This is a genomic window from Streptomyces sp. NPDC086023, assembly GCF_044540325.1.
Taxonomy (GTDB): Bacteria; Actinomycetota; Actinomycetes; order Streptomycetales; family Streptomycetaceae; genus Streptomyces.
Window position 1 is genome coordinate 142,996 of sequence record NZ_JBITRX010000008.1, and the last position, 26,389, is coordinate 169,384.

The window sequence follows — 26,389 nt, forward strand, 5'->3', positions numbered from 1 at the left end:
TCTGAGGGCGGGAGCCGTCCCGGACGCACGGAAGGGGCCCGCAGCGTGCGCTGCGGGCCCCTTCCGTGTCCGCGGAACCGTCGGGAGGCGCTCAGGCCTCGCGACGCAGGTTCGGCTTCAGCTCCTTGAAGCGGCCGAGCAGGCCGTTCACGAAGGCCGGGGAGTCGTCGGTGGAGAACTCCCGGGCGAGCTGCACGGCCTCGTCGATCACGACGGCGTCGGGGGTGTCGTCCTCCCACACCAGCTCGTACGTGGCGAGCCGGACGATGTTCCGGTCCACGACCGGCATGCGGTCGAGGTCCCAGTCCTTCGCGTAGGTGACGATCAGGTCGTCGATCCGGGCCACCTTGTCGGCGTACCCCTCGACGAGCTGCATCGTGTACTCCGCGACCGGCGGCTGCCGGTCGTCCGACCGCGAGTGGCGGATCCAGTCCGCGAGAACGGTCTGCACGGACTCGCCGCGCTGATCGGCCTCGAAGAGGATCTGGAAGGCGCGCTTGCGGGCCTTGCTGCGGGCAGCCACGGTTAGTCGTTCACCCGGCCGAGGTAGGAGCTGTTGCGGGTGTCGACCTTGACCTTCTCACCGGTGGTGACGAAGAGCGGCACCTGGATCTCGTGGCCGGTCTCCAGGGTGGCGGGCTTGGTGCCACCGGTGGAGCGGTCGCCCTGGACGCCCGGGTCGGTGTGCTGGATGGTCAGCTCGACGGCGGCCGGGAGCTCGACGTACAGCACCTCGCCCTCGTGGCGGGCGACCGAGGCCTCGAAGCCCTCGATCAGGAAGTTCGCGGCGTCGCCGACGACCTTCCGGTCGATGTGCAGCTGGTCGTAGGTCTCCAGGTCCATGAAGACGAAGTACTCGCCGTCCATGTAGGAGAACTGCATGTCGCGGCGGTCGATCGTGGCCGTGTCGACCTTCACGCCCGCGTTGAAGGTCTTGTCGACGACCTTGCCGGACAGCACGTTCTTGAGCTTGGTGCGCACGAAGGCCGGGCCCTTGCCGGGCTTGACGTGCTGGAACTCGACGACGGACCAGAGCTGGCCCCCGTCGAGCTTGAGCACCATGCCGTTCTTGAGGTCGTTCGTGGAAGCCACGGTTGCCAAATCTCCTGGACTGAAAGACCACGGGCGCGCGCCCGTGCCGCACGAGCGGCTACAGCGCGAGCAGCTCCTTGGTCGTAATGGTGAGTAGCTCGGGTCCGCCGTCCGCCTCGGGGCGTACGACGAGCGTGTCATCGATCCGGACGCCGCCCCGGCCCGGGAGGTGGACCCCCGGTTCGACGGTGACCGGCACGCAAGCGTCCAGTTTACCCATTGCGTCGGGTGCGAGCTGCGGGTCCTCGTCGATTTCGAGTCCGACCCCGTGTCCGGTCCAGGGCGCGAGGGCCTCGCCGTGGCCCGCGGAGTCGATCACCTGGCGTGCGGCGCGGTCGACGTCGCGGTACGCGGCGCCTGGGGTGAGGGCCTCGCGGCCCGCCCGCTGGGCGGCGAAGACCAGGTCGTACAGCTCGATCTGCCAGTCGGCGGGCGTGGTGCCGATGACAAAGGTGCGGCCGATCTCGCAGCGGTAGCCGCGGTAGTTGGCACCGAGGCAGACGGAGAGGAAGTCGCCCTCCTCGACCCGCCGGTCGGTGGGGCGGTGGCCGGAGCGGCCGGAGTGCGGTCCGGTGGCCACGGAGGTGCGGAATGCCGGGCCGTCCGCCCCGTGGTCGACCAGCCGGCGCTCCAGCTCCAGGGCGAGGTGCCGCTCGGTGCGGCCGACCAGGATCGACTCCAGCAGCTCGCCGAGGGCCTGGTCGGCGATCTCGGCGGCGATCCGGAGGCAGGCGATCTCCTCCTCGTCCTTGACCAGCCGCTGCTGTTCGACCGCGAGGCCGAGGTCGGCCAGGCGGAGGCGCGGGGCCACGGAGCCGAGTGCCCGGTGCCGGGCCACGGTCAGGTGGTGCTCCTCGACCGCGAGGCCGTCGGCGCGGGCGCCGGCCGCGAGGTCGGCGGCGGCGACGGCGGGATCACCGCCCGGCCGCGCCAGTACGGAGACCTTGAGCAGTTCGTCGAGGCGGCCCTCCTCGGGCTCGCCGGTCGGACTGTCGGGGCAGAACAGCACGTCCTCGCGAGGGCCGAGGAGCAGCACGGCGCCCCGGGGGGCCGCGCCGGCGAGATAGCGGACGTTGGCCGGACGGGAGATCAGGGCGGCCTGGCTGCCGGCGGCGGTGAACCGGTCGCGCAGCAGGCCGCGGCGGACCGCGTACACCTCTGACATGTTTCCGAGCGTACGAGCGTGCCGGCCGCCCGGCCTGCCGAGCGCGTCCGGACGGGGTGCGGGGAGGGCGGCTACCAGCCGGGCGGGGCCGCGATGGCGCGGGCCAGCACCTCGTCCAGGGCGCGGGCGGTGGTCTCCACGTCGTACTGCGAGTTGTCGATGATCGGCAGCCCGGAGCCGTACCAGCCGGCCATCCGCCCGTGGATCCGGGCGACCTCCTCGTCGGACAGCCGCCGGTTGCCGCTGCGCTCCGCGTTGCGCTCCAGGACGATCTCCAGCCCCGGGAGCAGGACCACGGGCAGCAGGCCCGGGCCGACGTGCCGCTTCCAGCCGCCGAGGCCCACCACGGGCCGGTCGGGGAAGACGGCGTCGTCGACGATGCAGGAGATGCCGTTGGCCAGGAAGTTGCGGGCGGCGAAGCCGCAGGTGCGGCGGGCCAGCCGGTACTGGGCCTCGGAGTGCTCGTTCCAGCCGGCCTGGGGGTCGGCGAAGCCCGAGCAGACCCATTCGCGCACGTCGTCGAGGCTGATGTGGGCGGTGGGCACAGGCCGGCTCGCCGCCCAGTGCCGGGCCACGGTGGTCTTGCCCGCGCCGGCCGGGCCTATGAGCAGGACGGCGAGGGTCGCGTGGCCGGTACCCTGCGCGGGCGGTGCCGGGTGCGGTACGGGGCCTCCGGGCGGCAGCGCCAGGTGCCCCGTGGGGTCGGTCCAGCCCAGGGCCGCCGGGCCCCCCGGCGGAACCTGCGCCGCCGGGTGCTGTCCCGGCTGGCCCCAGCCCCCCACTGCGTGCTGCATCCGTTGCCACTCCGTCCGTACCACGCCACTGATGCGGAAACGTTACCGTCCCCGGCCGTCCTGCGAAGAACGGCCGGGGACGGTCAGGAGTGCCCCTTGTCCGGGATTCGGCCGGAATCGGCCGGCCCGCGACCGGCGCCCGCCGGTCGGTCGCCGCGGGTCCGCTGCCCGGCCGGTCGACCCTCCGGCCGGTCGCCCGGCGGTCAGTCGCCCAGCTGGTCGGCCAGCTCGTCGGCGAGCGCCCGCAGGGCCAGCCGGTAGGAGCCGATGCCGAACCCGGCCACGGTCCCGGTCGCCACGGCCGCGATCACCGAGGTGTGCCGGAATTCCTCCCGGGCGTACGGGTTGGAGATGTGCACCTCGATGAGCGGCGCGGTGCGCTGCGCCGCCGCGTCGCGCATCCCGTACGAGTAGTGCGTGAAGGCACCGGGGTTGATGACCACGGGCAGCCGGCCGTCGGCGGCCTCGTGCAGCCAGCGGATCATCTGGCCCTCGTCGTTGGTCTCGCGGACCTCGACGTCGAAGCCCAGCTCGGCGCCGAGCTTCCGGCAGGTGTCCACCAGGCCGGCGTACGAGGTGGCCCCGTACACGTCCGGCTCGCGGGAGCCGAGGCGGCCGAGGTTCGGCCCGTTGAGGACCAACACCCGGCGGCTCACGCGGAGACCTCGCCGTACGCCGCCACGAGGACGGCCGGGTCGGGGCCCTCCAGGACGGTGGGCTTGGCCAGGCCGTCGAGGACGATGAACCGGAGCAGGTCGCCGCGGGACTTCTTGTCGACCTTCATGGTCTCCAGCAGCTTGGGCCACTGGTCGCCCCGGTAGGTCAGCGGCAGGCCGACGGAGGCCAGCACCGACTTGTGGCGGTCGGCGGTCGCGTCGTCCAGGCGGCCGGCGAGACGGCCCAGCTCGGCGGCGAAGACCATGCCGACGGAGACGGCCGCGCCGTGCCGCCACTTGTAGCGCTCGTTCTTCTCGATCGCGTGGGCGAGGGTGTGCCCGTAGTTGAGGATCTCGCGCAGGCCGGACTCCTTGAGGTCGCTGGAGACCACGTCGGCCTTGACCTGGATGGAGCGGACGATCAGCTCGGCGGTGTGCGGACCGGCCGGGGTCCGGGCGGCCTCCGGGTCGGCCTCGACGAGGTCCAGGATCACCGGGTCGGCGATGAAGCCGGCCTTGATGATCTCGGCCAGACCGCTCACGTAGTCGTGGACCGGCAGCGACTCCAGCGCCGCCAGGTCGCACAGCACGCCGGCCGGCGGGTGAAAGGCGCCGACGAGGTTCTTGCCCTCGGCGGTGTTGATGCCGGTCTTGCCGCCCACGGCTGCGTCCACCATCGCCAGCACGGTGGTCGGTACGGCGACCCAGCGCACCCCGCGCAGCCAGGTGGCCGCGACGAAGCCCGCCAGGTCCGTGGTGGCTCCGCCGCCCACGCCGACGATCACGTCGGTGCGGGTGAAGCCGGACTGGCCCAGCGCCTTCCAGCAGTACGCGGCGACCTCGGCGGTCTTGGCCTCCTCGGCGTTGGGCACCTGGATGGCGATGGCCTCGTAGCCCTGCTCGGCCAGGTCGTCGCGGAGCGCCTCGCCGGTGGACGCGAGCGCCTCCGGGTGGATCACGGCGACGCGCTTGGCCTTGGTGCCGATCAGACCGGCGAGCTCGCCGAGCAGCTGCTCGCCGACCAGGACCTCGTACGCGTCGTGGCCTGCGCTCGCGCCGACCTGGATCCGCGTCACGTCCGTCATACGTCCTTCAACTCCAGTGCGTCGAGGATCGCCTCGGCGACCTCTTCAGGGGTTCGGTTGTCGGTGGCCACCTCGACGCGGGCGACGTCGGTGTACAGGTGGCGGCGGGCCTCCATCAGCTCGCGCCACTGCCGGCGCGGGTTGACGGCGAGCAGCGGGCGGGCGGCGCCGAGGCCGACCCGGCGCACGGCCTCCTCGACGTCCATCGACAGGTAGACCACCGGCTGCCCGGCCAGCAGCTCGCGGGTGTCCGCGTCGAGGACGGCGCCGCCGCCGAGCGCCAGGATGCCCCGGTGCTCGGCGACGGCGGCCGCGACGGCCGCCTTCTCCAGCGCGCGGAAGTAGGGCTCGCCCTCGTCCACGAAGATCTCGGAGATCTCCCGGCCCTGGGCGGCGACGATGTCCGCGTCGGTGTCCCGGTAGGGCGCGCCGAGCCGCTCGGCCAGCAGCGCGCCCACCGTGGACTTGCCGGATCCCATGGGTCCGACGAGGACGACCAGGGGTCCGCCGGTCACCGGATCTGGAGGTTGTCGAGGTACGACGTGACGTTGCGGCGGGTCTCGGCGACCGAGTCGCCGCCGAACTTCTCCAGCACCGCGTCCGCGAGGACCAGGGCGACCATGGCCTCGGCGACGATGCCCGCGGCGGGCACCGCGCACACGTCGGAGCGCTGGTGGTGGGCCGCGGCGGCCTCGCCGGTCGCCACGTCGACGGTGGCGAGCGCGCGGGGCACGGTCGCGATCGGCTTCATGGCCGCGCGGACGCGCAGCAGTTCGCCGGTGCTCAGGCCGCCCTCGGTGCCGCCGGCGCGCCCGGAGGTGCGCTTGATGCCCTCGGGGGTGGCGACGATCTCGTCGTGCGCCTTCGAGCCGGGGACGCGGGCGAGGTCGAAGCCGTCGCCGACCTCGACGCCCTTGATGGCCTGGATGCCCATCAGGGCCGCGGCCAGGCGGGCGTCGAGACGGCGGTCCCAGTGGACGTGGGAGCCGAGGCCGACGGGCACGCCGTAGGCCAGGACCTCGACGACGCCGCCGAGGGTGTCGCCGTCCTTGTGGGCCTGGTCGATCTCGGCCACCATCGCCTTGCTCGCGTCGGCGTCGAGGCAGCGCACCGGATCGGCGTCGAGCTTCTCGACGTCGGCCGGGGTGGGATACACGCCGTACGGGGCCTTGGCGGCGGCCAGTTCCACGACGTGGGAGACGATCTCGATGCCGGCGGCCTCCTTGAGGAAGGACCGGGCCACGGCGCCGAGGGCGACGCGGGCGGCCGTCTCCCGGGCGCTGGCGCGCTCCAGGATCGGGCGCGCCTCGTCGAAGCCGTACTTCTGCATGCCGGCCAGGTCGGCGTGCCCGGGGCGCGGGCGGGTGAGCGGCGCGTTGCGGCCGGTCTCCTTCAGCTCCGCCGGGTCCACCGGGTCGGCGGACATGACCTTCTCCCACTTGGGCCACTCGGTGTTGCCGACCATCACGGCCACCGGCGAACCCAGCGACAGCCCGTGCCGGACACCACCGAGGAAGGTCACCTCGTCCTGCTCGAACTTCATCCGCGCACCGCGGCCATAGCCCAGGCGTCGCCGCGCGAGGTGGTCGGCCACCAGCTCAGTGGTGACCGGAACGCCGGCGGGAAGCCCCTCCAGCGTCGCGACCAGCGCGGGTCCGTGCGACTCCCCAGCGGTCAGCCAACGCAACCTGCTCAACGATGCTCCTCATGCTCGCGCCTGGAACTGCCACGGCCGGTCCGGGTGCGCGGCCCTGGCCCGCCGTACCCGAATCCTCCCACGTCCAGCGTGCGGGACCGATCTCTGGTCCAGCTATCGGACGCCCGTCTCATCCGCGGAGCCGGCCCGGGGCGTCCTGACGACCGCGCCGCGACGCTGGAGCCACCGCATGCCGGCCCACAGGAAGCAGCCGCCGACGACCGCGAGCAGGGAGTACCGGACCCACTCCGGGGCGTTCCCGAAGGCCAGTCTGAGGAGGGCCGGGATCCACGCCCCGAGGTCCCACAGGAAGTCGAATTTGCCTGCCAGCACCGTGCCCGTCGCCCCGTCCATGACCGCTCCCCCTCGGTTTCACCTGCGTCGTCGCAGGTGGGGAGCCTATCGGGCGGCCAGTGCGCGCTCTCCGGCGGCCCGCATGGCGGCGAGGGGGCCGGGGTGGCCGGTCATCTGCCCGACCTGGAGCACGGCCTGGTGGACGAGGAGGTCCAGACCGCCGACGACCTGGCCGCCACGCCGGTCCCAGGCGGCCGCGAGGGCGGTGGGCCAGGGCTCGTACAGCACGTCGAAGAGGGTGCCGGGGGCATCGGGGACGCGCGCCGCGAGGGCGTCGGTGGTCCCGGCGGGGGTGGTGGCGACGACCAGGGGCGCGCTGAGCGCCGCGGCTGCATCGGCCCAGTCCGCGGTGCGCACGGCCACGCCGAGCCGCTCGCCCCACTGCCGCATCTCGGCCGCGCGGGCCTGGCTGCGGACGTACGCGGTGACCTCGCCGGTGCATATCCGGGACAGGGCCGCGAGCGCCGAGGAGGCGGTGGCCCCGGCGCCGAGGACGGCGGCCGAGGGCACCTCGTCGACGCCGCGCTCGTGCAGCGCGGCGATGATGCCCGGGATGTCGGTGTTGTCGCCGATCCGGCGTCCGTCCTCCGTGAAGACCACCGTGTTGACGGCCTCGACGGAGGCGGCCGTCTCGCTGACCTCGTCCAGCAGCGGCATGACCGCCCGCTTGAGCGGCATGGTCAGCGACAGCCCGGCCCAGCGGTCGTCGAGCCCCGCCACGAACGCCGGGAGCCCGGCCTCGTCGACCTCGAACCGGTCGTACGACCAGTCGGCGAGGCCCAGCTCCCGGTAGGCGGCGCGGTGCAGCACCGGAGAAAGAGAGTGCTCGATGGGCGAACCCAGCACCGCGGCCCGACGACCAGACATCTGTGACTACCTACCCGTTGTTGTGCTTCTTGTTGAACTCCGCGACCAGTTTCTCGTGCTCGGCGAAGGTCTTGGTGAAGGTGGTCGTCTTTCCGTCAACTGATACGAAGAACATCCACCCGCCCTTGTCGGGATTGAGGGCGGCGTTGAGGGCGTCCGTACCCGGGTTGCCGATCGGGCCGGGCGGCGGACCCTCGTGCTTGTACGTGTTGTACGGGTCCTCCAGGGTCCGCGCCTCGGTGCGGCCCACGTGGATGTTGCTCGTGCCCTTGGCGTAGTTGATCGTCGAGTCGAACTCAAGCTTCCGGTTCGTGATGTCGTTGGTGGGCTTGAGTCGGTTGTAGATGACGTCCGCCATCTTGCGGAAGTCGTCGTGGTTCATGCCCTCGGCCTGCACGAGGCTGGCGACCGTGACGAGCTGGAGCGGCGAGTCCAGACCCAGGGACTTGGCCTTGTTCTGGTCGAAGCCCAGCTCCTGGTACTGCGCGGAGGCCTTGGCGACCATCTGCTTGAGCAGCTTCTCCGGCGTGGCCCCGGCGCTCAGGTCGTAGCGCTGCGGGAAGAGGAAGCCCTCCAGCGGGTCCTTGATCTTCGGGTTGTCGTCGGCCCACGCGGGCAGGCCGAGGTTCTTGGCCTGGTTCTTGGCCACCCCCGCGGTGGTGCCCTCGGGCTGCTTGAGCTTCTTGTCGATGGCCTTGTAGACCTCGGCATTGCGCATGCCGGGGTTGACCATCAGCACGTTCTGGGCGGTGCCGCTGAGCATGGCCTCGACGGCAGCCTGGCCCGACATCGTCTTCTTCAGCGTGTAGAGGCCGGGCTGGATGCCGGTGCCGCGCGGGTTCTCCTGCGCGGCGGTGACGAAGGCCTCGGCGCTCTTGACCACGCCGGCGGCCTTGAGCACGTTGCCCATCTCGTACAGGCCGGAGCCCGCCTTGATCTCGACCTCGACCGAGCCCGTGCCCTCGCCCGCGTAGTCCTCGGCCGGGCCGAACTTGGCCTTCAGGAAGTCGTAGGCGAGGTACCCGCCGCCGCCGACGCCGCCCACCAGGACGAGGGAGACGACCAGGCAGGCCACTCCGCTGCGGCCCTTCTGCTTGCGACCGCCCCGGCCGCCGCGTTTGCCGCGGCCGCCCCGGTCGCCGGAGTCGTCGTCGTGGTCGTCGTCGTCCCCGCCGCCGGCGAAGAACGCGTGCTCGGGCTCCTCCGGCTCGGCGTCCTTGCCGTCCTCGGCCTGCTCGTCCAGCCACTCCCCCGCCGGCTCGGGTACGAGGTGGCGGCGGTTGGGCGGCTGCGGAGGCGGGTAGGCCTCCGCGGTGCGGTACCGGTCGGGGGCCTCGGCGGGGTAGCCCACGGGCTGCTGGGCGCCGTACGGGTCGGGCGCGCCGGTGTTCCAGGAGCCGGTGTCCCAGCCGCCTGTGCCGTCCCCGGGGTACTGGCCGGGGTCGGCCTGCTGCGGCTGGGCACCGTACGCCTGCTGCCGGTCCTGGTACTGGGGGTCCCCGTAGTGCGGGTCCTGGTACTGGGGGTCCTGGTACTGGGGGTCCCCATAGTGCGGGTCCTGGTACTGGGGGTCCTGGTACTGCGGCTGCTGCGGCTGGTATTGCCCCCCTGGCTGCTGGGGGTGGTACGGGACCTGGGGCTGCTGCGGCTGCTGCTGGTAGTAGTAGTGCTGCTGCGCGCCTTCGTACGGCACCTGGCCGTGCTGGGCCTGGTGTCCGGTCCACGCCTGGTCCCCGTACAGGGGGTCGTCAGGGTGCCACGGTTCGGGGCCCGTGCCCCGGCCATACTCAGTCATCGGTCTCCTGGAGCCGCGAGACGGTGGCCCTGGCGTGGGTACCACGGCTTCCGGTCCGCCTCTTCCATGGGCGACGGCTGTTCGAAAAGCCGCCACATGGCGCGGAACGTTACCGTATCGCGATCAGATGACCACTTCGACGCTCTCGCCGGGCGGATTACCTGATACCCGTTCGGTCTCAAGAGCGTTCTGAAGGATCACCACAGCGGCTGCCTGGTCGATGACCGAACGGCCCTTCCTGGCGTTCTTCCCGGAGGCCCGCAGGCCCTGGGCCGCGGTGACGGTCGTCATCCGCTCGTCCACCAGACGGACCGTCACCGGCTTGATGCCCTTGGCCAGTTCGGTGGCGAAGGCCCGCACCTTGGCCGCGGCCGGACCCTCCCGCCCGCTGAGCGAACGGGGCAGTCCGACCACGACCTCCAGGGGCTCGTACTCCTCGACCAGCTGGCGCAGCCGCCGGTGGGCGGCCGGGACGTCACGTCCCGGCACGGTCTCCACCGGTGTGGCGAGCACCCCGTCGGGGTCGCACGAGGCGACCCCGATCCGGGCGTCCCCGACGTCGATCGCGAGCCGACGTCCGCGGCGCAGGGTCATCGTCAGGCCGTCTCGACGACGAGGCGCTCGACCGCGGCGATGGCCTCGGGGATGGCGGCCGGGTTCTGGCCGCCGCCCTGGGCCACGTCCGGCTTGCCGCCACCGCCGCCGCCGAGGGTCTTGGCGGCCGTACGGACCAGGTCGCCGGCCTTGAGGCCGCGCTCGCGGGCGGCCTCGTTGGTGGCGATGACCGTCAGCGGACGCTCGTTGGCCGTGGTGAAGAGGGCCACGACGGCCGGGCGGTCACCCGGGATGCGGCCGCGCACGTCGAGGACCAGCTTGCGCAGGTCGTCGGCGCCGGTGCCGTCCGGCACCTGGCCGACCACGAGGGCCACGCCGCGGATGTCCTGGGCGTTCTCGGCGAGTCCGGCAGCGGCCTGGAGGACCTTCTCCGCGCGGAACTTCTCGATCTCCTTCTCGGCGTCCTTGAGCTTGGTGAGCATCGAGGAGATCTTCTCCGGCAGCTCCTCCGGACGGCCCTTGACCAGCTCCTGGAGCTGGGCGACGACCGTGTGCTCCTTGGCGAGGAAGTTGTACGCGTCCACGCCGACCAGGGCCTCGACGCGGCGCACGCCGGAGCCGATGGAGGACTCGCCGAGCAGCTTGACCAGGCCGAGCTGGCTGGTGTTGCCGACGTGCGTGCCGCCGCACAGCTCCTTGGAGAAGTCGCCGATGGTCACGACGCGCACGCGCTCGCCGTACTTCTCGCCGAACTCGGCGATGGCGCCCTGCTTCTTCGCCTCGTCGATGCTCATGATCTCGGCGGTGACGTCGAGCTCGCGGGAGAGCACCTCGTTGATCTTCTGCTCGACGTCGGTCAGGACCGTGCCGGGGACGGCGTTCGGGGAGCCGAAGTCGAAGCGGAAGCGGCCGGGCGAGTTCTCGGAGCCGGCCTGGGCGGCCGTCGGGCCGAGGGCGTCGCGCAGCGCCTGGTGGGTCAGGTGGGTGGCCGAGTGGGCACGGGCGATGGCCCGGCGGCGCTTGACGTCGATGGCGGCGTACGCGGAGGCGCCGACCGTCACCTCGCCGACCTGGACGGAGCCCTTGTGGACCGAGACGCCCGGGACCGGCTGCTGGACGTCGCGGACCTCGATGACGGCGCCGGAGTCGAGCTTGATGCGGCCCTGGTCGGCGAGCTGGCCACCGCCCTCGGCGTAGAAGGGGGTGCGGTCGAGGACGACCTCGACCTCGTCGCCCTCGGAGGCGGCGGGCGCGGAGACGCCGTTGACCAGCAGGCCGACGATGGTGGCCTCGCCCTGGGTGGTGGCGTAGCCGGTGAACTCGGTGCCGCCGGAACCGTCGGCGATCTCGCGGTAGGCGGACATGTCCGCGTGGCCGGTCTTCTTGGCCTTGGCATCGGCCTTAGCGCGGTCGCGCTGCTCCTGCATCAGGCGGCGGAAGCCGGTCTCGTCCACGGAGAGGCCCTGCTCGGCGGCCATCTCCAGGGTGAGGTCGATCGGGAAGCCCCAGGTGTCGTGGAGCAGGAACGCCTTGTCGCCCGAGAGGACCGTGCCGCCGGCGGCCTTGGTCTCGGTCACCGCGGTGTCGAGGATGTTCGTGCCGCCCTTGAGGGCCTTGAGGAACGCGGCCTCCTCGGCGAGCGCGACGGTCTCGATGCGCTTGCGGTCGGTGATCAGCTCCGGGTACTGCCGGCCCATCGTGTCGATGACGACGTCGATGAGGTCCTTGACCACGGGGCCGGTGGCGCCCATGAGGCGCATGTTGCGGATGGCGCGGCGCATGATGCGGCGCAGCACGTAGCCGCGGCCCTCGTTGCCCGGGGTCACGCCGTCGCCGATGAGCATCACGGAGGTGCGCATGTGGTCGGCGACCACGCGCATCGAGACGTCCGTGTCCTTCGCGGCGCCGTAGCGGACGCCCGTCAGCTCGGTGGCCTTGTCCATGACGACGCGCAGGGTGTCGGTCTCGTACATGTTCTGCACGCCCTGCAGGATCATCGCGAGGCGTTCCAGGCCGAGACCGGTGTCGATGTTCTTGGAGGGCAGGTCGCCGAGGATCGGGAAGTCCTCCTTGCCCTCGCCGGCGCCGCGCTCGTACTGCATGAAGACCAGGTTCCAGATCTCCACGTACCGCTCGTCGTTGACGGCCGGGCCGCCCTCGACGCCGAACTCGGGGCCGCGGTCGTAGTTGATCTCGGAGCAGGGGCCGCAGGGGCCCGGGACGCCCATGGACCAGAAGTTGTCCTTCTTGCCCAGGCGCTGGATGCGCTCGGCGGGGACGCCGATCACGTCGCGCCAGATCGTCTCGGCCTCGTCGTCGTCGAGGTAGACGGTGATCCAGAGCTTCTCCGGCTCCAGGCCGTAGCCGCCGTCCGCCACGGGAGTCGTGAGGAGCTCCCAGGCGTACTTGATGGCGCCTTCCTTGAAGTAGTCGCCGAAGGAGAAGTTGCCGCACATCTGGAAGAACGTGCCGTGGCGGGTGGTCTTGCCGACCTCTTCGATGTCGGGCGTGCGGACGCACTTCTGCACGCTCGTGGCCCGCGGGGCCGGGGGCTTGGTCTCACCGAGGAAGTACGGCTTGAACGGCACCATGCCCGCGTTGACCAGCAGCAGAGTCGGGTCGTCGGCGATGAGCGACGCCGAAGGGACGACGGTGTGACCGCGCTCCTCGAAGAAGCTCAGCCAGCGGCGGCGGATTTCAGCCGACTCCATCAGTGGTCCTCATTCCGGTTGTACGAATTCAGTCGGGGGTGTTGCTTGCGGCCGCGGGCGGCGGACGGGTCGTTCTCGATCTCCGCACGCCGTCGCGGGGCGGGCAGTGCCTGGACCTGGTCCGGGTCCTGGCGCAGCCCGAGTGCGTCGTTCAGTTCGTCCTCGCGCTGGGCCATGCCGGCCCTGATGTCGAGGGCGAAGTCCTTGAGGCGGTGGCCCGCCTCGACGGCCTTGTCCGCGGCCTGCGCGGCGAGGCTCTCGGGGGTCAGCTGCCTGAGCTTGCGGTTGACCTTGGTGGTGGCCCACACGCCCGCTGCGGCGCCTGCGGTGAACCAGAAGGTACGGCGGAACATCGCGATCTCAGTCCTTCTGCTTCCGGCGCCGGGCCGCTGGTACGGTCCGTCCGACGATCACCGTACGCCGGGTCGCCCGGGCGGGCACCTCCTCCGTACGGCCCAGTGCCTTGCGCACGCCGTAGCCGAAGGCCGCGACCTTGACCAGCGGGCCGCCGAAGGCGGAGGCCACGGTCGAGGAGAGCGCGGAGGCGTTGGAGGTGACCTCCTGGACGTCGCTGGTGATGGCGTCGACCTTGTCGAGCTGGGTGCGGGCGGAGCGTACGGTCGTGGACGCGTCGGCCAGCAGCGGCACCGCGCGGTCCGTCACGTCCGCCACGAGCCGGGTGGTCGCCCTGAGCGTCTGGGCCAGCCTCGCCAGCACCACGGCGAGGAACGAGACCAGGATCGCCCAGAAGACGGCCACGATGATCCCGGCCACCTCTCCACCGGACACGTGCACCGCTCCCTGATCGAAGAACACATCGAAAAACGAAAAAGCCGTGCCCCGACCCTATCGCGCCGGGGGTGCGCCGCCGTACCGGAATTCCGGGGTTCGACGAGCGCCTTGTACGCAGCGCATCCGGAGCAGTACGCTCCGTGTCCCATGCGAGCAAGCACGTACGGCAATCTTCCCTCTGAGCTGAACGGCTTCTTCGGGCGGGGTCCCGAACTCGCCGAGCTGGGGCGGCTGCTGGAGGCCTCGCGGCTGGTGACGGTGACCGGTGTCGGCGGCGTGGGGAAGACCCGGCTGGCACTGAGGGCCGCCCGTCAGGTGCAGGAACGCTACTGCGACGGGGTGTGGCTCGCGGAGCTGGCCGCCGTCCGCGACCCGGCGCTGCTGGACCACGCCGTGTCGGAGGCGCTCGGCCTCACGGACCACACCGCGCGGCCGCCGCGTGAGGTGCTGGCCGAGCATCTGGCCGACCGCCGGGCGCTGCTGGTGCTGGACGGCGTCGAGCAGCTGGTGGACGCGTGCGCGGAGCTGGTGCGGGAGCTGCTGCGCAGGGCGCCCGGGCTGCGGGTGCTGGCGGTGGGCCGCAGGCCGCTGTGCCTGGACGGCGAGCAGTGCTTCCCGCTCGCCCCGATGGCCGGGCCGGAGGCGGCGGAGCTGCTGGAGGCGCGGGCGGGCGCGGTGGTGCCCGGCTTCGCGCTGACGGAGGGCAACCGGGAGGCGGTGGCGGAGCTGTGCGCCCGCCTCGACGGGATCCCGCTGGCGGTGGAGCTGGCGGCCGGGCGGCTGCGGAGCCTGTCCGTGGGGCAGGTGCTCACCCGCCTGGAGGACCGGTTCCGGCTGCTGACCGGCGGGGCGCGCGGCACGCTGCCGCGCCACCAGGCGCTGCGTACGGCCATCGGCTGGAGCCACGAGCTGTGCACCCCGCAGGAGCGGCTGCTGTGGGCCCGGCTGTCCGTGTTCGCCGGCCAGTTCGACCTCGACGCCGCGGAGTACGTGTGCGGGGGACCCGAACTCCCCCAGGACGACGTGCTGGACGTGGTCGGCGAGCTGCTGGCCCAGTCGCTGCTGGTCCGGGAGGAGGGCCCGGCCGGGGTCCGCTACCGGATGCTGGACACCGTACGGGAGTACGGCGCGGGCTGGCTGGCGGCGCAGGGCGAGGCCGAGCGGCTGCGGCGGCGGCACCGGGACTGGTACATGGGACTGGCGACCTGGTGCGAGCTGGACTGGTTCAGCCCGCGGCAGGCGGAGGTGGCCGCGCGGGTGGACACGGAGCTGCCGAACCTGCGGCTGGCCCTGGAGTGCTGCCTGGACGACCCGGAGGACGGCCACCTGGGCCAGTACCTGGCGGGCACGCTGTGGTTCTACTGGGCGGGCTGCGGACGGCTGGCGGAGGGGCGGCACTGGCTAGACCGGGCGCTGGAGGTGACGGCGGACCACGACGGCTCGCGGCTGAAGGCGCTGTGGGTGCTGGGGTACGTGGCGGCCCTGCAGGGCGACCCGGTGGCCGCGCTCGCGGCGCTGCACGAGTGCCGGGACGGTGCCGCGGCGGCCGGGAACCCGGTGGCGATGGCGTACGCGGTGCACCGGCTGGGCTGCCTGGCGCTGGTCTCGGACGAGGTGGAGCGGGCCGGGGAGCTGTTCGGGGCGGCGCTGGAGCAGTACCGCGAGGTCGGTGAGCTGAACAGCAACGTCCTGATGTGCCAGGTCGAGCTGGCGCTGGCGCTGGCCTTCCAGGGCGACATGGCGGGGGCGCTGCGGCTGTGCCACGAGGTCCGGGAGATCTGCGAGGACCACGGGGAGCGGTGGGCGAAGGCGTACGTGCTGTACGTGCTGGGGTACGCGGCGCTGGGCGGGGGCGACCTGCCGGGGGCGCGGGCGCTGCTCGGCGAGTGCGTGACGATCAACCACGCCTTCCACGACCTGCTGGGCCTGGTGCTGGCGGTGGAGCTGCTGGCGCTGCTCACGGTCACGGAGGGCGATCCCGCGGAGGCCGCGGTGCTCCAGGGCGCGGCGGACCGGCTGTGGGACTCGGTCGGGCTGCGGCTGTTCGGCTCGGGGTACTTCAACGGCCCCCGGCTGGCCTGCAAGGAGCAGGCGGGCGAGGCGCTGGGCGAGCAGCGGTACGAGGCGCTGGCGGCCGAGGGCCGGACGCTGGACGCGGACGCGCTGGCCGCCCGGGCGCTGCGCGGGCCGGCCCGCGCGCGGGTGGCCCTGCCGACGCCGCGTACCGGCGGGGCCGCACAACAGAACAGGCCCGCCGACTCCCGTGAGGGGAGCCGGCGGGCCTGACCAGCCTGTGGGTTCCCCCGGCGTCGCCGCCGGGGCCACCCCTACGCTCGCGGAGGCTTAGCGGGCGTAGTACTCGACGACGAGCTGCTCGTCGCAGATGACCGGGATTTCCTTGCGGTTCGGGTCACGGTCGAGGCGGAAGGCCAGGGCCTTCAGGTTGACCTGCAGGTAGCGAGGGGTCTCGCCCTCACCCGCGTAGCCACCCTCGCGGGCGACCTGGAACGGGTGCTTGTCGCGGCTGCGCTCGCGGACCGTCACGACGTCGTCGGGACGGACGCGGAACGACGGCTTGTCGACCTTGCCACCGTTGACCTCGATGTGGCCGTGAACGACCATCTGGCGGGCCTGGTAGATGGTGCGGGCGATGCCCGAACGCAGCACCAGGGCGTCGAGGCGACGCTCGAGCTCGACGACCAGCGCCTCGCCCGTCTTGCCCTCGGCCTTCTTCGCGCGGTCGTACGCGCGGGCCATCTGCTTCTCGGAGATGTCGTACTGCGCGCGCAGACGCTGCTTCTCCAGCAGACGGACCTTGTAGTCCGAGTTCTGCTTGCGGCCACGGCCGTGCTCGCCCGGCGGGTAGGGGCGAGCCTCGAAGTACTTGACGGCCTTCGGCGTCAGGGCGATGCCGAGGGCGCGAGACTTCTTGACCTTGGGTCGTGCCTGGTTCACGAGGAACCTACCTCCATGTAAGTTAGGTGAGCCTTACCTTATTCGAGGAGGACGTAATGTCTCGACCACATGGGATCTCCCTGCCCAGTGCGCATCGCAGTTCGGACGAGAACCAATCCACGTCCGCTGACGACGACGGTAGGCAAGGTCAGCCGCGTCCCAGGGAAGGCGCTCGACAGCTCACCGGAGCCGAGCGCGTACGAACCCTCGTTGAGTCCAACGCCTCAGTATCCCTCACTCTGCCGGGTGCTCGTGACGCGCGGGGCGCGTACGGGCCCGTAGAGCCGGGGACAGGGATGCCGGTCGCGCGGACCGTCACCCCGGACGGGGACGTGCTTCTCCTGGTTCCAGGGGAAAGCGCGGCTGCCAGGGCGGCCGCTCACGCCCAGGACGACGACCTCACGGCCGTGATCGAGATCACGGACGTGGCGCCGGTGTCCGTGCCCCATCGTATCCGGGGCCGCGCGTGGCTCGCCGGGTGGCTGACCCCCGTGCGCGGGGAGGAGCGGGCCGCGGCCGCCATGCTGCTGGCCGAGCGGCAGCCGGTGGGCGAGCTGCTGGGCCTCGGGGAGGCCCTCCACCCCGACCCCGCGCCCGGTGCGTACGGCCGCCCGGCGTGGATGCTGCTGCGCCTGGAGGTCGGGGAGATCGGCGTGGACGACCTGTGGGGCACGGAGTACGTCGACCCCGACGCCCTGGCCGCCGCATCCCCGGACCCGCTGGCCGCGCACGAGGCGGAGCTGCTGCAGCACCTGCACGCGGCCCACGGCGACCGGGTGGGCGGGCTTACGGGACTGCTGGGCGCGCGCGAGGCCGAGGCGGGAGGACGCCGGGCGGTGCCCCTGGCGCTGGACCGTTTCGGACTGCGGGTCCGCTTCACCGGCGACCGGCCCTTCGACGCTCGCTTCGACTTCCCGGAGCCGGTCCGGGACGTGTGCGGGCTGCGGCGCGCGATGCGCGCCCTGTTCGAGGCGGCGTGCTGACCGGCCGCGGCCGGCACGGGACCCGCACGGGACCGGTGTCCTATTCGCCGCGCAGGCGGCCCCTGACCCGCTCGACCACGTCCGCGTACCGCGCCTCCGCCCCGTACCGCGTCGGCTCGTAGTACCGCCGGCCCGCCACCGCGTCCGGCGCGTACTGCTGCGCCGCGATCCCGCCCGGCACGTCGTGCGGGTACACGTACCCCTGCGCATGGCCCAGCTTCGCCGCGCCCTTGTAGTGGCCGTCCCGCAGGTGCGCCGGCACCGGCCCCGCCAGGCCGGCGCGGACGTCGGCGAGCGCGGCGCCTATCGCCGTGGTGGCGGTGTTCGACTTGGGGGCCAGCGCCAGCGCGATCGTCGCGTGCGAGAGGGTCAGTGCCGCCTCCGGGAAACCGATCATCGCCACCGCCTGGGCCGCGGCCACCGCGGTCGGCAGGGCCGTCGGGTCCGCCAGCCCGATGTCCTCGCTGGCCGAGATCATCAGCCGCCGGGCGATGAACCGCGGGTCCTCCCCCGCCTCGATCATCCGCGCCAGGTAGTGCAGCGCCGCGTCCACGTCCGAGCCCCGGATGGACTTGATGAGCGCGCTGGCCACGTCGTAGTGCTGGTCGCCGTCCTTGTCGTACCGGACCGCCGCGCGGTCGACGGCCTCCTCCACCGTCTGGAGGGTGATCTCGTCCTCGCCCTTGGCGATGGCGGACCCGGCGCCCGCCTCCAGCGCGGTCAGCGCGCGCCGCGCGTCACCGCCCGCGATCCGCAGCAGGTGCGCCTCGGCGTCCTCCGGCAGCGTGACCGCGCCGCCGAGCCCCCGCTCCTCCGTGAGCGCACGCCGCATCAGGCCGCGCAGGTCCTCGTCGGTCAGCGGCTCCAGCGTGAGCAGCAGCGAGCGGGAGAGCAACGGGGAGATCACCGAGAAGTACGGGTTCTCCGTCGTCGCCGCGATCAGCGTGACCCAGCGGTTCTCGACGGCCGGGAGCAGCGAGTCCTGCTGGGCCTTGCTGAAGCGGTGGATCTCGTCGAGGAAGAGGACCGTCTCCTTGCCGTACCCCCCGGCCGCGCGGCGGGCTCCCTCGATGACGGCCCGCACCTCCTTGACGCCCGCGGTGATCGCGGACAGCTCCACGAAGCGCTTCCGGGTGGCCTGGCTGACGACGTACGCCAGGGTGGTCTTGCCGATGCCGGGCGGGCCCCAGAGGATCACGGAGGAGGCGCCGGCCGGACCGCCCTGCCCCTCCCCGACCAGACGCCGCAGCGGCGAGCCGGGCTTGAGCAGGTGCTGCTGGCCGACGACCTCGTCCAGGGTGCGCGGGCGCATGCGGACGGCGAGCGGCGAGCTCGCCGGGTCCTTCTCCTGGCGGTCCTCGGCGGCGGCGGTGAACAGATCGGGTTCCACGCCTGAAAGCCTAGGGCAGGCCGCCGACAACCGGGCCCGGCCCGGTGGCCGCCCGGCCTGCGGCGGGGCGGCGGCGGGCCGGCGCCCCGGGAGCCGGGGCGGCCGGGGGTCAGGAGGTCCAGAAGTCCCACCAGCGGGTCAGGATCAGCATCCCGATGATCCCGATGTGCAGCACCGGCAGCACCCAGGTGAACTCGGCCAGGAAGTTCCTCAGCCAGGCGGGCGCCGGCAGCAGCCCCTCGCGGATGTTGTGCGCGGTGACGTACCAGAACATGAAGATCGTGGCGACCCAGGCCAGGCAGCACCACAGGCACAGCGAGCTGATGACGTACAGCGACTGGTACTGCAGCCAGGTGCAGAACCCCACGCCGAAGAGGGTGCCGGCGTTGAAGGTCAGCCAGTACCAGGGCCGGAAGCTCGCCCCGGCCAGCAGGCTCATGCCGACGCAGATCACGATGCCGTAGGAGACCAGGCCCAGCATCGGATTCGGGAAGCCGAAGGCCGACGCCTGTTCGCTCTTCATGATGTTGCCGCACGCCACCACGGGGTTGAGGCTGCACCCCGGGGTGAAGTTCGGGTCCTCCAGGAGCTTGAACTTGTCGATCGTGATCACCCAGGAGGCCAGCAGGCCCGCGGCCCCGGTGATCACCAGCAGCCACGCCAGCGCCCTGCTCCCGCCGACGGTCCGCGTGGTCTTCTCAGCTGTGGTGGTCATGGCGTCGTTCGTATCCCGTCATCGGTCGTCCGGCCCGTAGGAGCAAGGTCATTGTGCCGCACGGGCCCCGCTGTCCACCGTTCGGTGGACACGAGTCCGTACGGGCGGGGGGACCGTTCCGGCCACCCGCCCGCCAGGCTCTTGGACATGACGACTCTCGCAGTGGAAGTACACGGACTGCGCAAGCAGTACGGGGAGGTCCGGGCCGTCGACGGCCTCGACCTGACGATCCGGCAGGGCGAGGTCTTCGGCCTCCTCGGCCCCAACGGCGCCGGCAAGAGCACGACGGTCGAGATCCTCCAGGGGCACCGCACCCGCGACGGCGGCGAGGTCCGCGTCCTGGGCGCGGACCCCGCGACGGCCGGCCGGGCCTGGCGCTCCCGGGTCGGCATCGTCTGGCAGGACGAGTCGGCCCCGGCGGAGCTGACGGTACGGGAGACCGTCGAGCACTTCGCGCGCTACTACCCGGCGCCGCGCGACCCGCGCGAAGTGATCGCCCTGGTCGGCCTGGAGGCCGAGGCGGACCGGCGGGTCAAGGGCCTGTCCGGCGGCCGGCGGCGCCGCCTCGACGTGGCGCTCGGGGTCATCGGCGGCCCGCAGCTGCTGCTCCTCGACGAGCCCACCACCGGCTTCGACCCGGCCGCCCGGCGACAGTTCTGGGAGCTGATCCGGCAGCTGGCGGACGAGGGCACGACCATCCTGCTCACCACCCACTACCTGGAGGAGGCCGAGGCCCTGGCCGACCGGCTCGCGGTGGTGGCCGGCGGCAGGGTCGTCGCCGAGGGCGAACCGGCCGCGCTGCGCCGCCGGTACGGCACCGGCGCCACCGTCGAGTGGACCGACGGCCCGGACGGCGCGTCCCGCTCCATGGCGACCGACACCCCGACCCGGACCGTGGCCGAGCTGATGGCCCGCTTCGACGGCGAGATCCCGGGGCTGCGCGTCACCCGCCCCACCCTCGAAGACGTGTACCTGCGCGTGACCGGACAGCAGGGCCCCGCCGACGGCACGGCCGGCCCGGCCGCGACCGCCCCCCTCACCCGGAAGGACGTCCGATGACCACCGCCGCCGCCACGGCCGCGACCTCCCCGAAGGCCGCCGCCCGCGCCCTGCCCGGCGCCTGGACCCTGGGCCTTGCCCGGGGCGTCCTGGAACTGCGCCAGTTCTTCCGCCAGCGCGACCAGGTGATCTTCACCTTCGCCTTCCCGGTGGTGTTCCTGGCCCTGTTCGCCTCGATCTTCCGGGACCAGGTGGAGGGCACCGACATCACCGCCTCCCAGCTCTACGCGGCCGGCATGGTCGCCGCGGGCGTCATGTCCGTCTCGTTCCAGTCGCTGGGCATCTCCATCGCCATCGAGCGCGACGAGAAGGTGCTGCGGAGGCTGCGCGGCACGCCGATGCCCCCGGCCGCCTACTTCCTCGGCAAGGTCTGGCTGGTGCTGGTCACCGGGCTCGCCGAGACCGCGCTGCTGCTCGGCGTGGGCACCGCGCTGTTCGGCCTCGACCTGCCGGGCACCGCCGCCAAGTGGCTGACCTTCGGCTGGGTGTTCGCCCTCGGCCTGACCGGCTGCGCCCTCCTCGGCATCGCGATCAGCAGCCTGCCCCGCTCCGGCAAGAGCGCGAGCTCCGTGGTCGTCCTGCCGTTCCTGGTCCTGCAGTTCGTCTCCGGGGTGTACATCCCGGTCGGCTCGCTGCCCGACTGGCTGCTGAACATCGGCGCGCTGTTCCCCCTGAAGTGGATGTGCCAGGGCTTCCGCGGGGTGTTCCTGCCGGAGTCGGCCGCCGTGCTGGAGCAGGCGGGGAGCTGGGAGTACGGACGGACCGCCCTGGTGCTGGGCGCGTGGTGCATCGGAGGATTGGTGCTGTGTCTGCTCACCTTCAAGTGGAAGAGCCGCCGCGACGGCTGACGGAGTTCGCCGGGAGCGCCGGAGCGCGCGACGCCCACGTGTGGGAGCGCGCGTTCCGGCCCTGGGACCTCTACTTCGCGGTCGTCTGGGCGGCGACCGCGGTGTTCCTGCTCGGGGCCGCCGAACCGCCCGCCCCGTACCGGCTGACCGCCGTGGGCCTGCTGGCGGTCCTCGTGCCCTGGTACGTGGTGGTGGGACGGCCGGCGATCCTCACCGAGGGCGAGGACCTGCGGCGCTCGACGGTGTACCTCGCGGGGGCGATGGCGCTGTTCCTGCCCGCCGGCTTCCTGGCCGGCGAGACCCGGCTGGCCACCTTCGCCCTGGCGCCGCACTGCTTCATGCTGCTGTCCCTGCGCCGGGCGATGGCCGCGTCCGCCGTGCTGAACCTCGGACCGGTCGCCGGCTGGGCTTTGATCTGGCGGCCCCCGGTCCACGTGGTCTTCTTCAACTCCGTGTTCGCCGTGGTGACGCTGGTCTTCTCCGCCTTCTTCGGCGGCTGGATCATCCGGATCATCGAGCAGAGCAGGGACCGGGCCCGCCTCATCGCCGAACTGGAGGCCCGCCGCGAGGAGGTGGCCCGGCTCTCCGCGGAGCGCGGCGCGCTGGCCGAGCGGGAGCGGATGTCCCGGGAGATCCACGACACGCTGGCCCAGGGGTTCACCAGCCTGCTGATGCTCGTCCAGGCCGTGCAGTCCGAGCTCGACCACGACCTGCCGGAGGCCCGCCGGCACCTGGACCTGATGGCGGTCACGGCAAGGCAGAACCTCGCCGAGGCCCGGGCCCTGGTCGCCGGCGGCGCGCCGGCCGACCTGGACGGCGGCTCGCTGCCCGACGCGGTACGACGACTGGCCGCCCGGCACGAACCCCCGGCCGAGGTCGCCGTCACCGGCCCGGTGCGGCCGCTGCCGCCCGCGCTGGACGTGGTGGCCCTGCGCACCTGCCAGGAGGCCCTGGCCAACGCCGCCAAGCACGCGGGCCCCGGCGCCGCGGTCCGGCTCTCGCTCGCCTACGGTGATCACGAACTGACGGTGTCGGTGCGGGACGGGGGCCGCGGCTTCGCGCCCGACGCCCCGACCCGCGGATTCGGCCTGCGCGGCCTGCGCGCCCGCGCCGCCGAGGCGGGCGGCACCGCGTCCGTGACCAGCGCCCCCGGCCTGGGCACCACCGTCTCCGTCACCCTGCCGACCGACCCCGGGAGTGCCCCGTGATCCGCATCGTGCTCGCCGACGACCACCCCGTGGTACGGGAGGGCCTGCGCGGCATGCTCAGCGCCGAACAGGACCTGGAGGTGGTCGGCGAGGCCGCCAGCGGCCCGCAGGCGGAGGCCCTGGCCGCCGAACTGCGGCCGGACATCGTGCTGATGGACCTGCGGATGCCGGGCGGCGACGGGGTCGAGTCGACCGGCCGGATCACCGCGGCGGGCCTGCCCTGCCGGGTCGTGGTCCTCACGACGTACGAGACGGACCGCGACATCCTGCGGGCGGTGGAGGCGGGCGCCGCGGGCTACCTCCTGAAGGACCTGGCCCGCGGGGAGCTGGCCGAGGCGGTGCGGGCGGCCGTGCGCGGCGAGACGGTGCTGGCCCCCACGGTCGCGGGCCGCCTGGTGGACCGGCTGCGCGCGAAGTCCGAGCGGCCCCGGCTCTCGGACCGGGAGGTGGCGGTGCTGCGGCTGGTCGCTGACGGCCTGACCAACGCGGAGGTCGGCCGCCGCCTCTACGTGGCGGAGTCCACGGTCAAGACCCACCTGCTGCGGATCTTCGGCAAGCTGGGCGTGGACGACCGCACCGCAGCCGTGACCACCGCCCTGCGCGAGGGCCTGCTGTAGACGCGGGGGCGCTGGAGGGGCCTGCCGCTCGCGGCAGGCCCCTCCGGCGTCCGGCCGGTGCCGCGCCGGGCTCGCCCGGCCGGCCGGCGTTACGCCAGCTTCGCCTGAACCGTGGCCACCAGGTCCGCGACCGGCACCGCGGTCTGCTCGCCGGACTCCATGTCCTTGAGCTGGACGACGCCCTCGGCGAGGTCCCGCTCGCCGGCGACCACGGTGAGCCGCGCGCCGCTGCGGTTCGCGTCCTTCATGGCGCCCTTGAGGCTCTTGCCGCCGTACGCGAAGTCGGCCGCGACCCCGGCCCGGCGCAGCTCGGTCACCTTGCCGAACAGCAGCCGGCGGGCCTCCTCGCCGATGGCGACGGCGAACACGGCCGTGGCGGCCGGGATGTCCAGCTCCACGCCCTCGGCCTCCAGGGCCAGCACCGTGCGGTCCACGCCCAGCGCCCAGCCCACGGACGGCAGCGCGGGGCCGCCGATCATCTCGGACAGGCCGTCGTACCGGCCGCCGCCGCCCACCGCGGACTGCGAGCCCAGGCCGTCGTGCACGAACTCGAAGGTGGTGCGGGTGTAGTAGTCCAGGCCGCGCACCAGCTTCGCGTCGTCCTCGAAGACCACGCCCGCCGCGGTCACCAGCGCACGCACCTCCTCGTGGTACGCCTTGCACGCGTCGCACAGGTAGTCCCGCAGCAGCGGGGCGTCGACGAGCTGCTTCTGGACGTCGGCACGCTTGTCGTCCAGCACGCGCAGCGGGTTGATCTCGGCCCGGCGCAGGGTCTCCTCGTCCAGGTCGAGGCCGCGCAGGAAGGTCTGGAGCGCCTCGCGGTAGACCGGGCGGCACTCCTTGTCGCCCAGCGAGTTCAGCAGGATGCGGAAGTTCTGCAGGCCCAGCGAGCGGTACGCCTGGTCGGCCAGGATGATCAGCTCGGCGTCCAGGGCCGGGTCCTCGGCGCCGATCGCCTCGGCGCCGACCTGCGAGAAGTGGCGGTAGCGGCCCTTCTGGGGGCGCTCGTAGCGGTAGTACGAGCCCGAGTACCAGAGCTTGACCGGCAGGTTGCCCTGCTTGTGCAGGCTGGCCTCCAGGGCCGCGCGCAGCACGGAGGCGGTGCCCTCGGGACGCAGGGCGAGCCTGTCGCCGCCCTTGGTCTCGAAGGCGTACATCTCCTTGGTCACGATGTCCGTGGACTCGCCGACGCCGCGGGCGAAGAGGTCGACGTCCTCGAAGCCGGGGGTCTCGATGTAGCCGTAGCCGGACGTGCGGAGCGGACTGGAAATGGCCTCGCGCACCGCCAGGTACTTCGCGGAGTACGGCGGGATCAGGTCGTACGTGCCCTTGGGGGCCTTGAAGGTGCTCACGAAACTCTCGTCACATTCCTCGTCGTGGAGCGGCGGTGCCGTCTCCCAGGCCGGCGGCGACTTCCCGGAGGTACGGGTTGGTCGCGCGCTCGCGGCCGATGGTGGTCTGGGGGCCGTGGCCGGACAGCACCACGGTGGAGTCGTCGAGCGGCAGGCACACGCGGGCCAGCGACTCGAGCATCTCGGCGTGGGAGCCGCCGGGCAGGTCGGTGCGTCCGATGGAGCCGGCGAACAGCAGGTCGCCCGAGAAGAACACGGACGGCACGTCCGCGAGCTCGGGCATCCGGAAGGTCACCGACCCCCTGGTATGACCGGGCGCGTGCGCGACGGTGAGGTCCAGACCGGCCAGCTTCAGCTCGCTGCCGTCGGTGAGCTCGCGGAGGTCGTCCGGCTCCCCCACGGTCAGCTCGCCCATCAGCGGCATCCCGATGGAACGGCCCAGGGCCTTCTCCGGGTCGCTCATCATGTAGCGGTCCTCGGGGTGGATCCAGGCGGGCACGTCGTGCGCCCCGCAGACCGGAACCACGGAGGCGACATGGTCGATGTGGCCGTGGGTGAGGACGACCGCGACGGGCTTGAGCCGATGTTTCCGGAGGGTGTCCTCGACTCCCTGGGTGGCCTGGTGGCCCGGGTCGATGATCACGCACTCCTCGCCGGCGGCGGGGGCGACCACGTAGCAGTTGGTCCCCCAGGCCCCGGCGGGGAACCCGGCAATGAGCACGTTCGTCCTCAGATCGTCATCGGGCCGGCGTAGCGGCCGGCGGATTGCGGCAGATCAGAGCCTACCGGCGCTGCTCAGCACACAGCGAACCCATATACGGTACGGCCTGACCCAGCCCGGACAGCAGTACGTGAGAGCACAAGGAGACGACCCGGTGGTCACCAGTGAGCAGCGGCGGAAGAACGCCAGGGAGAAGTTCGAGCGGCAGCAGCAGCGCCGGGTGGAGGCCCAGCGCAAGGCGCGCCGCAAGGGCGCGGTCATCGGCTCGGCGGTGGCGGTGGTGATCGCGGCGGTCGTGGCGACCGTGGCGTCCGGCGCGTTCTCCTCGAAGGACGACGCCACCCCCGAGGCCCGGCCGAGCGCCACGGCGACACCTTCGGCCACGCCGGAGGCGAAGAAGGAGCCCGCGATGGCGATCGACCGGAAGGCGAAGTACACGTTCGCCCTCAAGACGAACCAGGGCGACCTCGGCATCACGATGGACGCGGCCAAGACCCCGCACACCGTGAACTCGTTCAAGTCGCTGGCCGACGCCGGCTACTTCGACAAGACGAAGTGCCACCGGCTGACCACGGGCGGCATCTTCGTCCTCCAGTGCGGCGACCCGCAGGGCACCGGCAGTGGCGGCCCGGGCTACACGATCCCGGACGAGAACCTGGACGGCCTGGGCAAGGCGGGCGCGGACGGCACGGTGACGTACCCGGCCGGCACCGTGGCCATGGCCAACACCGGGCAGCCCGGCTCGGGCGGCAGCCAGTTCTTCCTCGTGTACAAGGACAGCAAGCTGCCCCCGACGTACACGCCCTTCGGCAAGCTCGACGCGGCCGGTCTGAAGGCCGTGGAGGAGGTCGCGAAGGCCGGTGTCGCGGGCGGTGCGACGGACGGAGCGCCGCAAAAGGGAGTGACCATCGAAAAGGCGACGGTCGCCAAGGGCTGACGGGCGAGATTCCGTGTCGCCGGATGCGGACAGGCGGCCCGG

Annotated in this window: 27 protein-coding genes; 7 read left to right on the top strand and 20 right to left on the bottom strand. The window is 72.5% G+C overall.

Annotated features, from left to right (window positions below):
* Positions 1-91: 91 nt before the first annotated feature.
* The 15 genes from nusB to ACIF6F_RS17915 all read right to left on the bottom strand — a co-directional run bounded on the left by nusB (position 92) and on the right by ACIF6F_RS17915 (position 13,559).
* Complete coding sequence (gene nusB, locus ACIF6F_RS17845; protein ID WP_399947491.1) at positions 92-523, bottom strand: transcription antitermination factor NusB; 432 nt, start codon at positions 521-523, stop codon at positions 92-94.
* Positions 524-525: 2 nt separating this feature from the next.
* A complete protein-coding gene (gene efp, locus ACIF6F_RS17850; protein WP_399947493.1) occupies positions 526-1,092 on the bottom strand; it encodes an elongation factor P in 567 nt (188 codons plus the stop codon).
* Between the two features lie 58 nt (positions 1,093-1,150).
* Complete coding sequence (locus ACIF6F_RS17855; protein WP_399947495.1) at positions 1,151-2,257, bottom strand: aminopeptidase P family protein; 1,107 nt, start codon at positions 2,255-2,257, stop codon at positions 1,151-1,153.
* A gap of 71 nt (positions 2,258-2,328) precedes the next feature.
* A complete protein-coding gene (locus tag ACIF6F_RS17860; protein WP_399947498.1) occupies positions 2,329-3,051 on the bottom strand; it encodes an AAA family ATPase in 723 nt (240 codons plus the stop codon).
* 203 nt (positions 3,052-3,254) lie between these two features.
* Positions 3,255-3,707, bottom strand: a complete 453-nt coding sequence (gene aroQ, locus ACIF6F_RS17865; protein WP_399947500.1) for a type II 3-dehydroquinate dehydratase — start codon at positions 3,705-3,707, stop codon at positions 3,255-3,257.
* Positions 3,704-4,792 (bottom strand): 3-dehydroquinate synthase, encoded by a 1,089-nt coding sequence (gene aroB / locus ACIF6F_RS17870; protein ID WP_399947501.1) that lies wholly within the window; start codon positions 4,790-4,792, stop codon positions 3,704-3,706. The genes aroQ and aroB overlap by 4 nt, the downstream gene beginning before the upstream one ends.
* Entirely contained in the window at positions 4,789-5,307 is a 519-nt protein-coding gene (locus ACIF6F_RS17875; protein ID WP_399947504.1) for a shikimate kinase, read from the bottom strand. Before ACIF6F_RS17875 ends, aroB begins: the two co-directional genes overlap by 4 nt.
* Positions 5,304-6,488, bottom strand: a complete 1,185-nt coding sequence (gene aroC / locus ACIF6F_RS17880) for a chorismate synthase (protein WP_399947506.1) — start codon at positions 6,486-6,488, stop codon at positions 5,304-5,306. The genes ACIF6F_RS17875 and aroC overlap by 4 nt, the downstream gene beginning before the upstream one ends.
* Before the next feature lie 114 nt (positions 6,489-6,602).
* Positions 6,603-6,842, bottom strand: coding sequence for a hypothetical protein (locus ACIF6F_RS17885; RefSeq protein ID WP_399947508.1), 240 nt, complete (start codon positions 6,840-6,842; stop codon positions 6,603-6,605).
* Positions 6,843-6,887: 45 nt separating this feature from the next.
* Positions 6,888-7,709 (bottom strand): shikimate dehydrogenase, encoded by an 822-nt coding sequence (locus ACIF6F_RS17890; protein WP_399947510.1) that lies wholly within the window; start codon positions 7,707-7,709, stop codon positions 6,888-6,890.
* Positions 7,710-7,719: 10 nt separating this feature from the next.
* Positions 7,720-9,504, bottom strand: a complete 1,785-nt coding sequence (mltG, locus tag ACIF6F_RS17895) for an endolytic transglycosylase MltG (protein WP_399947512.1) — start codon at positions 9,502-9,504, stop codon at positions 7,720-7,722.
* A gap of 123 nt (positions 9,505-9,627) precedes the next feature.
* A complete protein-coding gene (ruvX, locus tag ACIF6F_RS17900; protein WP_399947514.1) occupies positions 9,628-10,098 on the bottom strand; it encodes a Holliday junction resolvase RuvX in 471 nt (156 codons plus the stop codon).
* Between the two features lie 2 nt (positions 10,099-10,100).
* Positions 10,101-12,770, bottom strand: a complete 2,670-nt coding sequence (alaS, locus tag ACIF6F_RS17905) for an alanine--tRNA ligase (protein ID WP_399947516.1) — start codon at positions 12,768-12,770, stop codon at positions 10,101-10,103.
* On the bottom strand, positions 12,770-13,123 hold the full coding sequence (locus tag ACIF6F_RS17910; protein ID WP_399947518.1) for a DUF6167 family protein: 354 nt from the start codon (positions 13,121-13,123) through the stop codon (positions 12,770-12,772). The genes alaS and ACIF6F_RS17910 overlap by 1 nt, the downstream gene beginning before the upstream one ends.
* Before the next feature lie 7 nt (positions 13,124-13,130).
* A complete protein-coding gene (locus ACIF6F_RS17915; protein ID WP_399947520.1) occupies positions 13,131-13,559 on the bottom strand; it encodes a DUF948 domain-containing protein in 429 nt (142 codons plus the stop codon).
* A 150-nt stretch (positions 13,560-13,709) separates the two neighbouring features.
* Here ACIF6F_RS17915 and ACIF6F_RS17920 point away from each other — a divergent pair, with 150 nt between their 5' ends.
* Entirely contained in the window at positions 13,710-15,848 is a 2,139-nt protein-coding gene (locus ACIF6F_RS17920; protein WP_399947522.1) for an ATP-binding protein, read from the top strand.
* A gap of 57 nt (positions 15,849-15,905) precedes the next feature.
* Here the strand turns inward: ACIF6F_RS17920 and rpsD are convergent, their stop codons facing one another.
* Positions 15,906-16,517: a 30S ribosomal protein S4 gene (gene rpsD, locus ACIF6F_RS17925; protein ID WP_399947524.1), complete on the bottom strand. Its 612-nt coding sequence runs from the start codon at positions 16,515-16,517 to the stop codon at positions 15,906-15,908.
* Between the two features lie 56 nt (positions 16,518-16,573).
* Here rpsD and ACIF6F_RS17930 point away from each other — a divergent pair, with 56 nt between their 5' ends.
* Positions 16,574-17,500, top strand: coding sequence for a DUF2470 domain-containing protein (locus ACIF6F_RS17930; protein WP_399947526.1), 927 nt, complete (start codon positions 16,574-16,576; stop codon positions 17,498-17,500).
* A gap of 40 nt (positions 17,501-17,540) precedes the next feature.
* On the opposite strand, the gene ACIF6F_RS17935 is transcribed toward ACIF6F_RS17930, so the two are convergent.
* Both ACIF6F_RS17935 and ACIF6F_RS17940 read right to left on the bottom strand, forming a co-directional pair.
* Positions 17,541-18,890, bottom strand: coding sequence for a replication-associated recombination protein A (locus ACIF6F_RS17935; protein ID WP_399947528.1), 1,350 nt, complete (start codon positions 18,888-18,890; stop codon positions 17,541-17,543).
* A gap of 109 nt (positions 18,891-18,999) precedes the next feature.
* On the bottom strand, positions 19,000-19,605 hold the full coding sequence (locus ACIF6F_RS17940) for a vitamin K epoxide reductase family protein (RefSeq protein ID WP_399947530.1): 606 nt from the start codon (positions 19,603-19,605) through the stop codon (positions 19,000-19,002).
* Between the two features lie 147 nt (positions 19,606-19,752).
* On the opposite strand from ACIF6F_RS17940, the gene ACIF6F_RS17945 reads away from it, so the two are divergent.
* From ACIF6F_RS17945 to ACIF6F_RS17960, 4 genes are read left to right on the top strand one after another with little or no spacing between them, the layout of a single operon-like run.
* Positions 19,753-20,664: an ABC transporter ATP-binding protein gene (locus ACIF6F_RS17945; protein WP_399947532.1), complete on the top strand. Its 912-nt coding sequence runs from the start codon at positions 19,753-19,755 to the stop codon at positions 20,662-20,664.
* Complete coding sequence (locus ACIF6F_RS17950) at positions 20,661-21,512, top strand: ABC transporter permease (protein ID WP_399947534.1); 852 nt, start codon at positions 20,661-20,663, stop codon at positions 21,510-21,512. Before ACIF6F_RS17945 ends, ACIF6F_RS17950 begins: the two co-directional genes overlap by 4 nt.
* Complete coding sequence (locus tag ACIF6F_RS17955) at positions 21,470-22,720, top strand: sensor histidine kinase (protein WP_399947536.1); 1,251 nt, start codon at positions 21,470-21,472, stop codon at positions 22,718-22,720. Before ACIF6F_RS17950 ends, ACIF6F_RS17955 begins: the two co-directional genes overlap by 43 nt.
* Positions 22,717-23,337, top strand: coding sequence for a response regulator (locus ACIF6F_RS17960; RefSeq protein ID WP_399947538.1), 621 nt, complete (start codon positions 22,717-22,719; stop codon positions 23,335-23,337). The genes ACIF6F_RS17955 and ACIF6F_RS17960 overlap by 4 nt, the downstream gene beginning before the upstream one ends.
* A gap of 89 nt (positions 23,338-23,426) precedes the next feature.
* Here the strand turns inward: ACIF6F_RS17960 and hisS are convergent, their stop codons facing one another.
* Positions 23,427-24,689, bottom strand: coding sequence for a histidine--tRNA ligase (gene hisS / locus ACIF6F_RS17965; RefSeq protein WP_399947540.1), 1,263 nt, complete (start codon positions 24,687-24,689; stop codon positions 23,427-23,429).
* Positions 24,690-24,699: 10 nt separating this feature from the next.
* A complete protein-coding gene (locus ACIF6F_RS17970; protein WP_399947542.1) occupies positions 24,700-25,410 on the bottom strand; it encodes an MBL fold metallo-hydrolase in 711 nt (236 codons plus the stop codon).
* 154 nt (positions 25,411-25,564) lie between these two features.
* Between ACIF6F_RS17970 and ACIF6F_RS17975 the strand changes: the two genes are divergently transcribed.
* A complete protein-coding gene (locus tag ACIF6F_RS17975; RefSeq protein ID WP_399947544.1) occupies positions 25,565-26,347 on the top strand; it encodes a peptidylprolyl isomerase in 783 nt (260 codons plus the stop codon).
* The last annotated feature ends 42 nt before the right edge of the window (positions 26,348-26,389 follow it).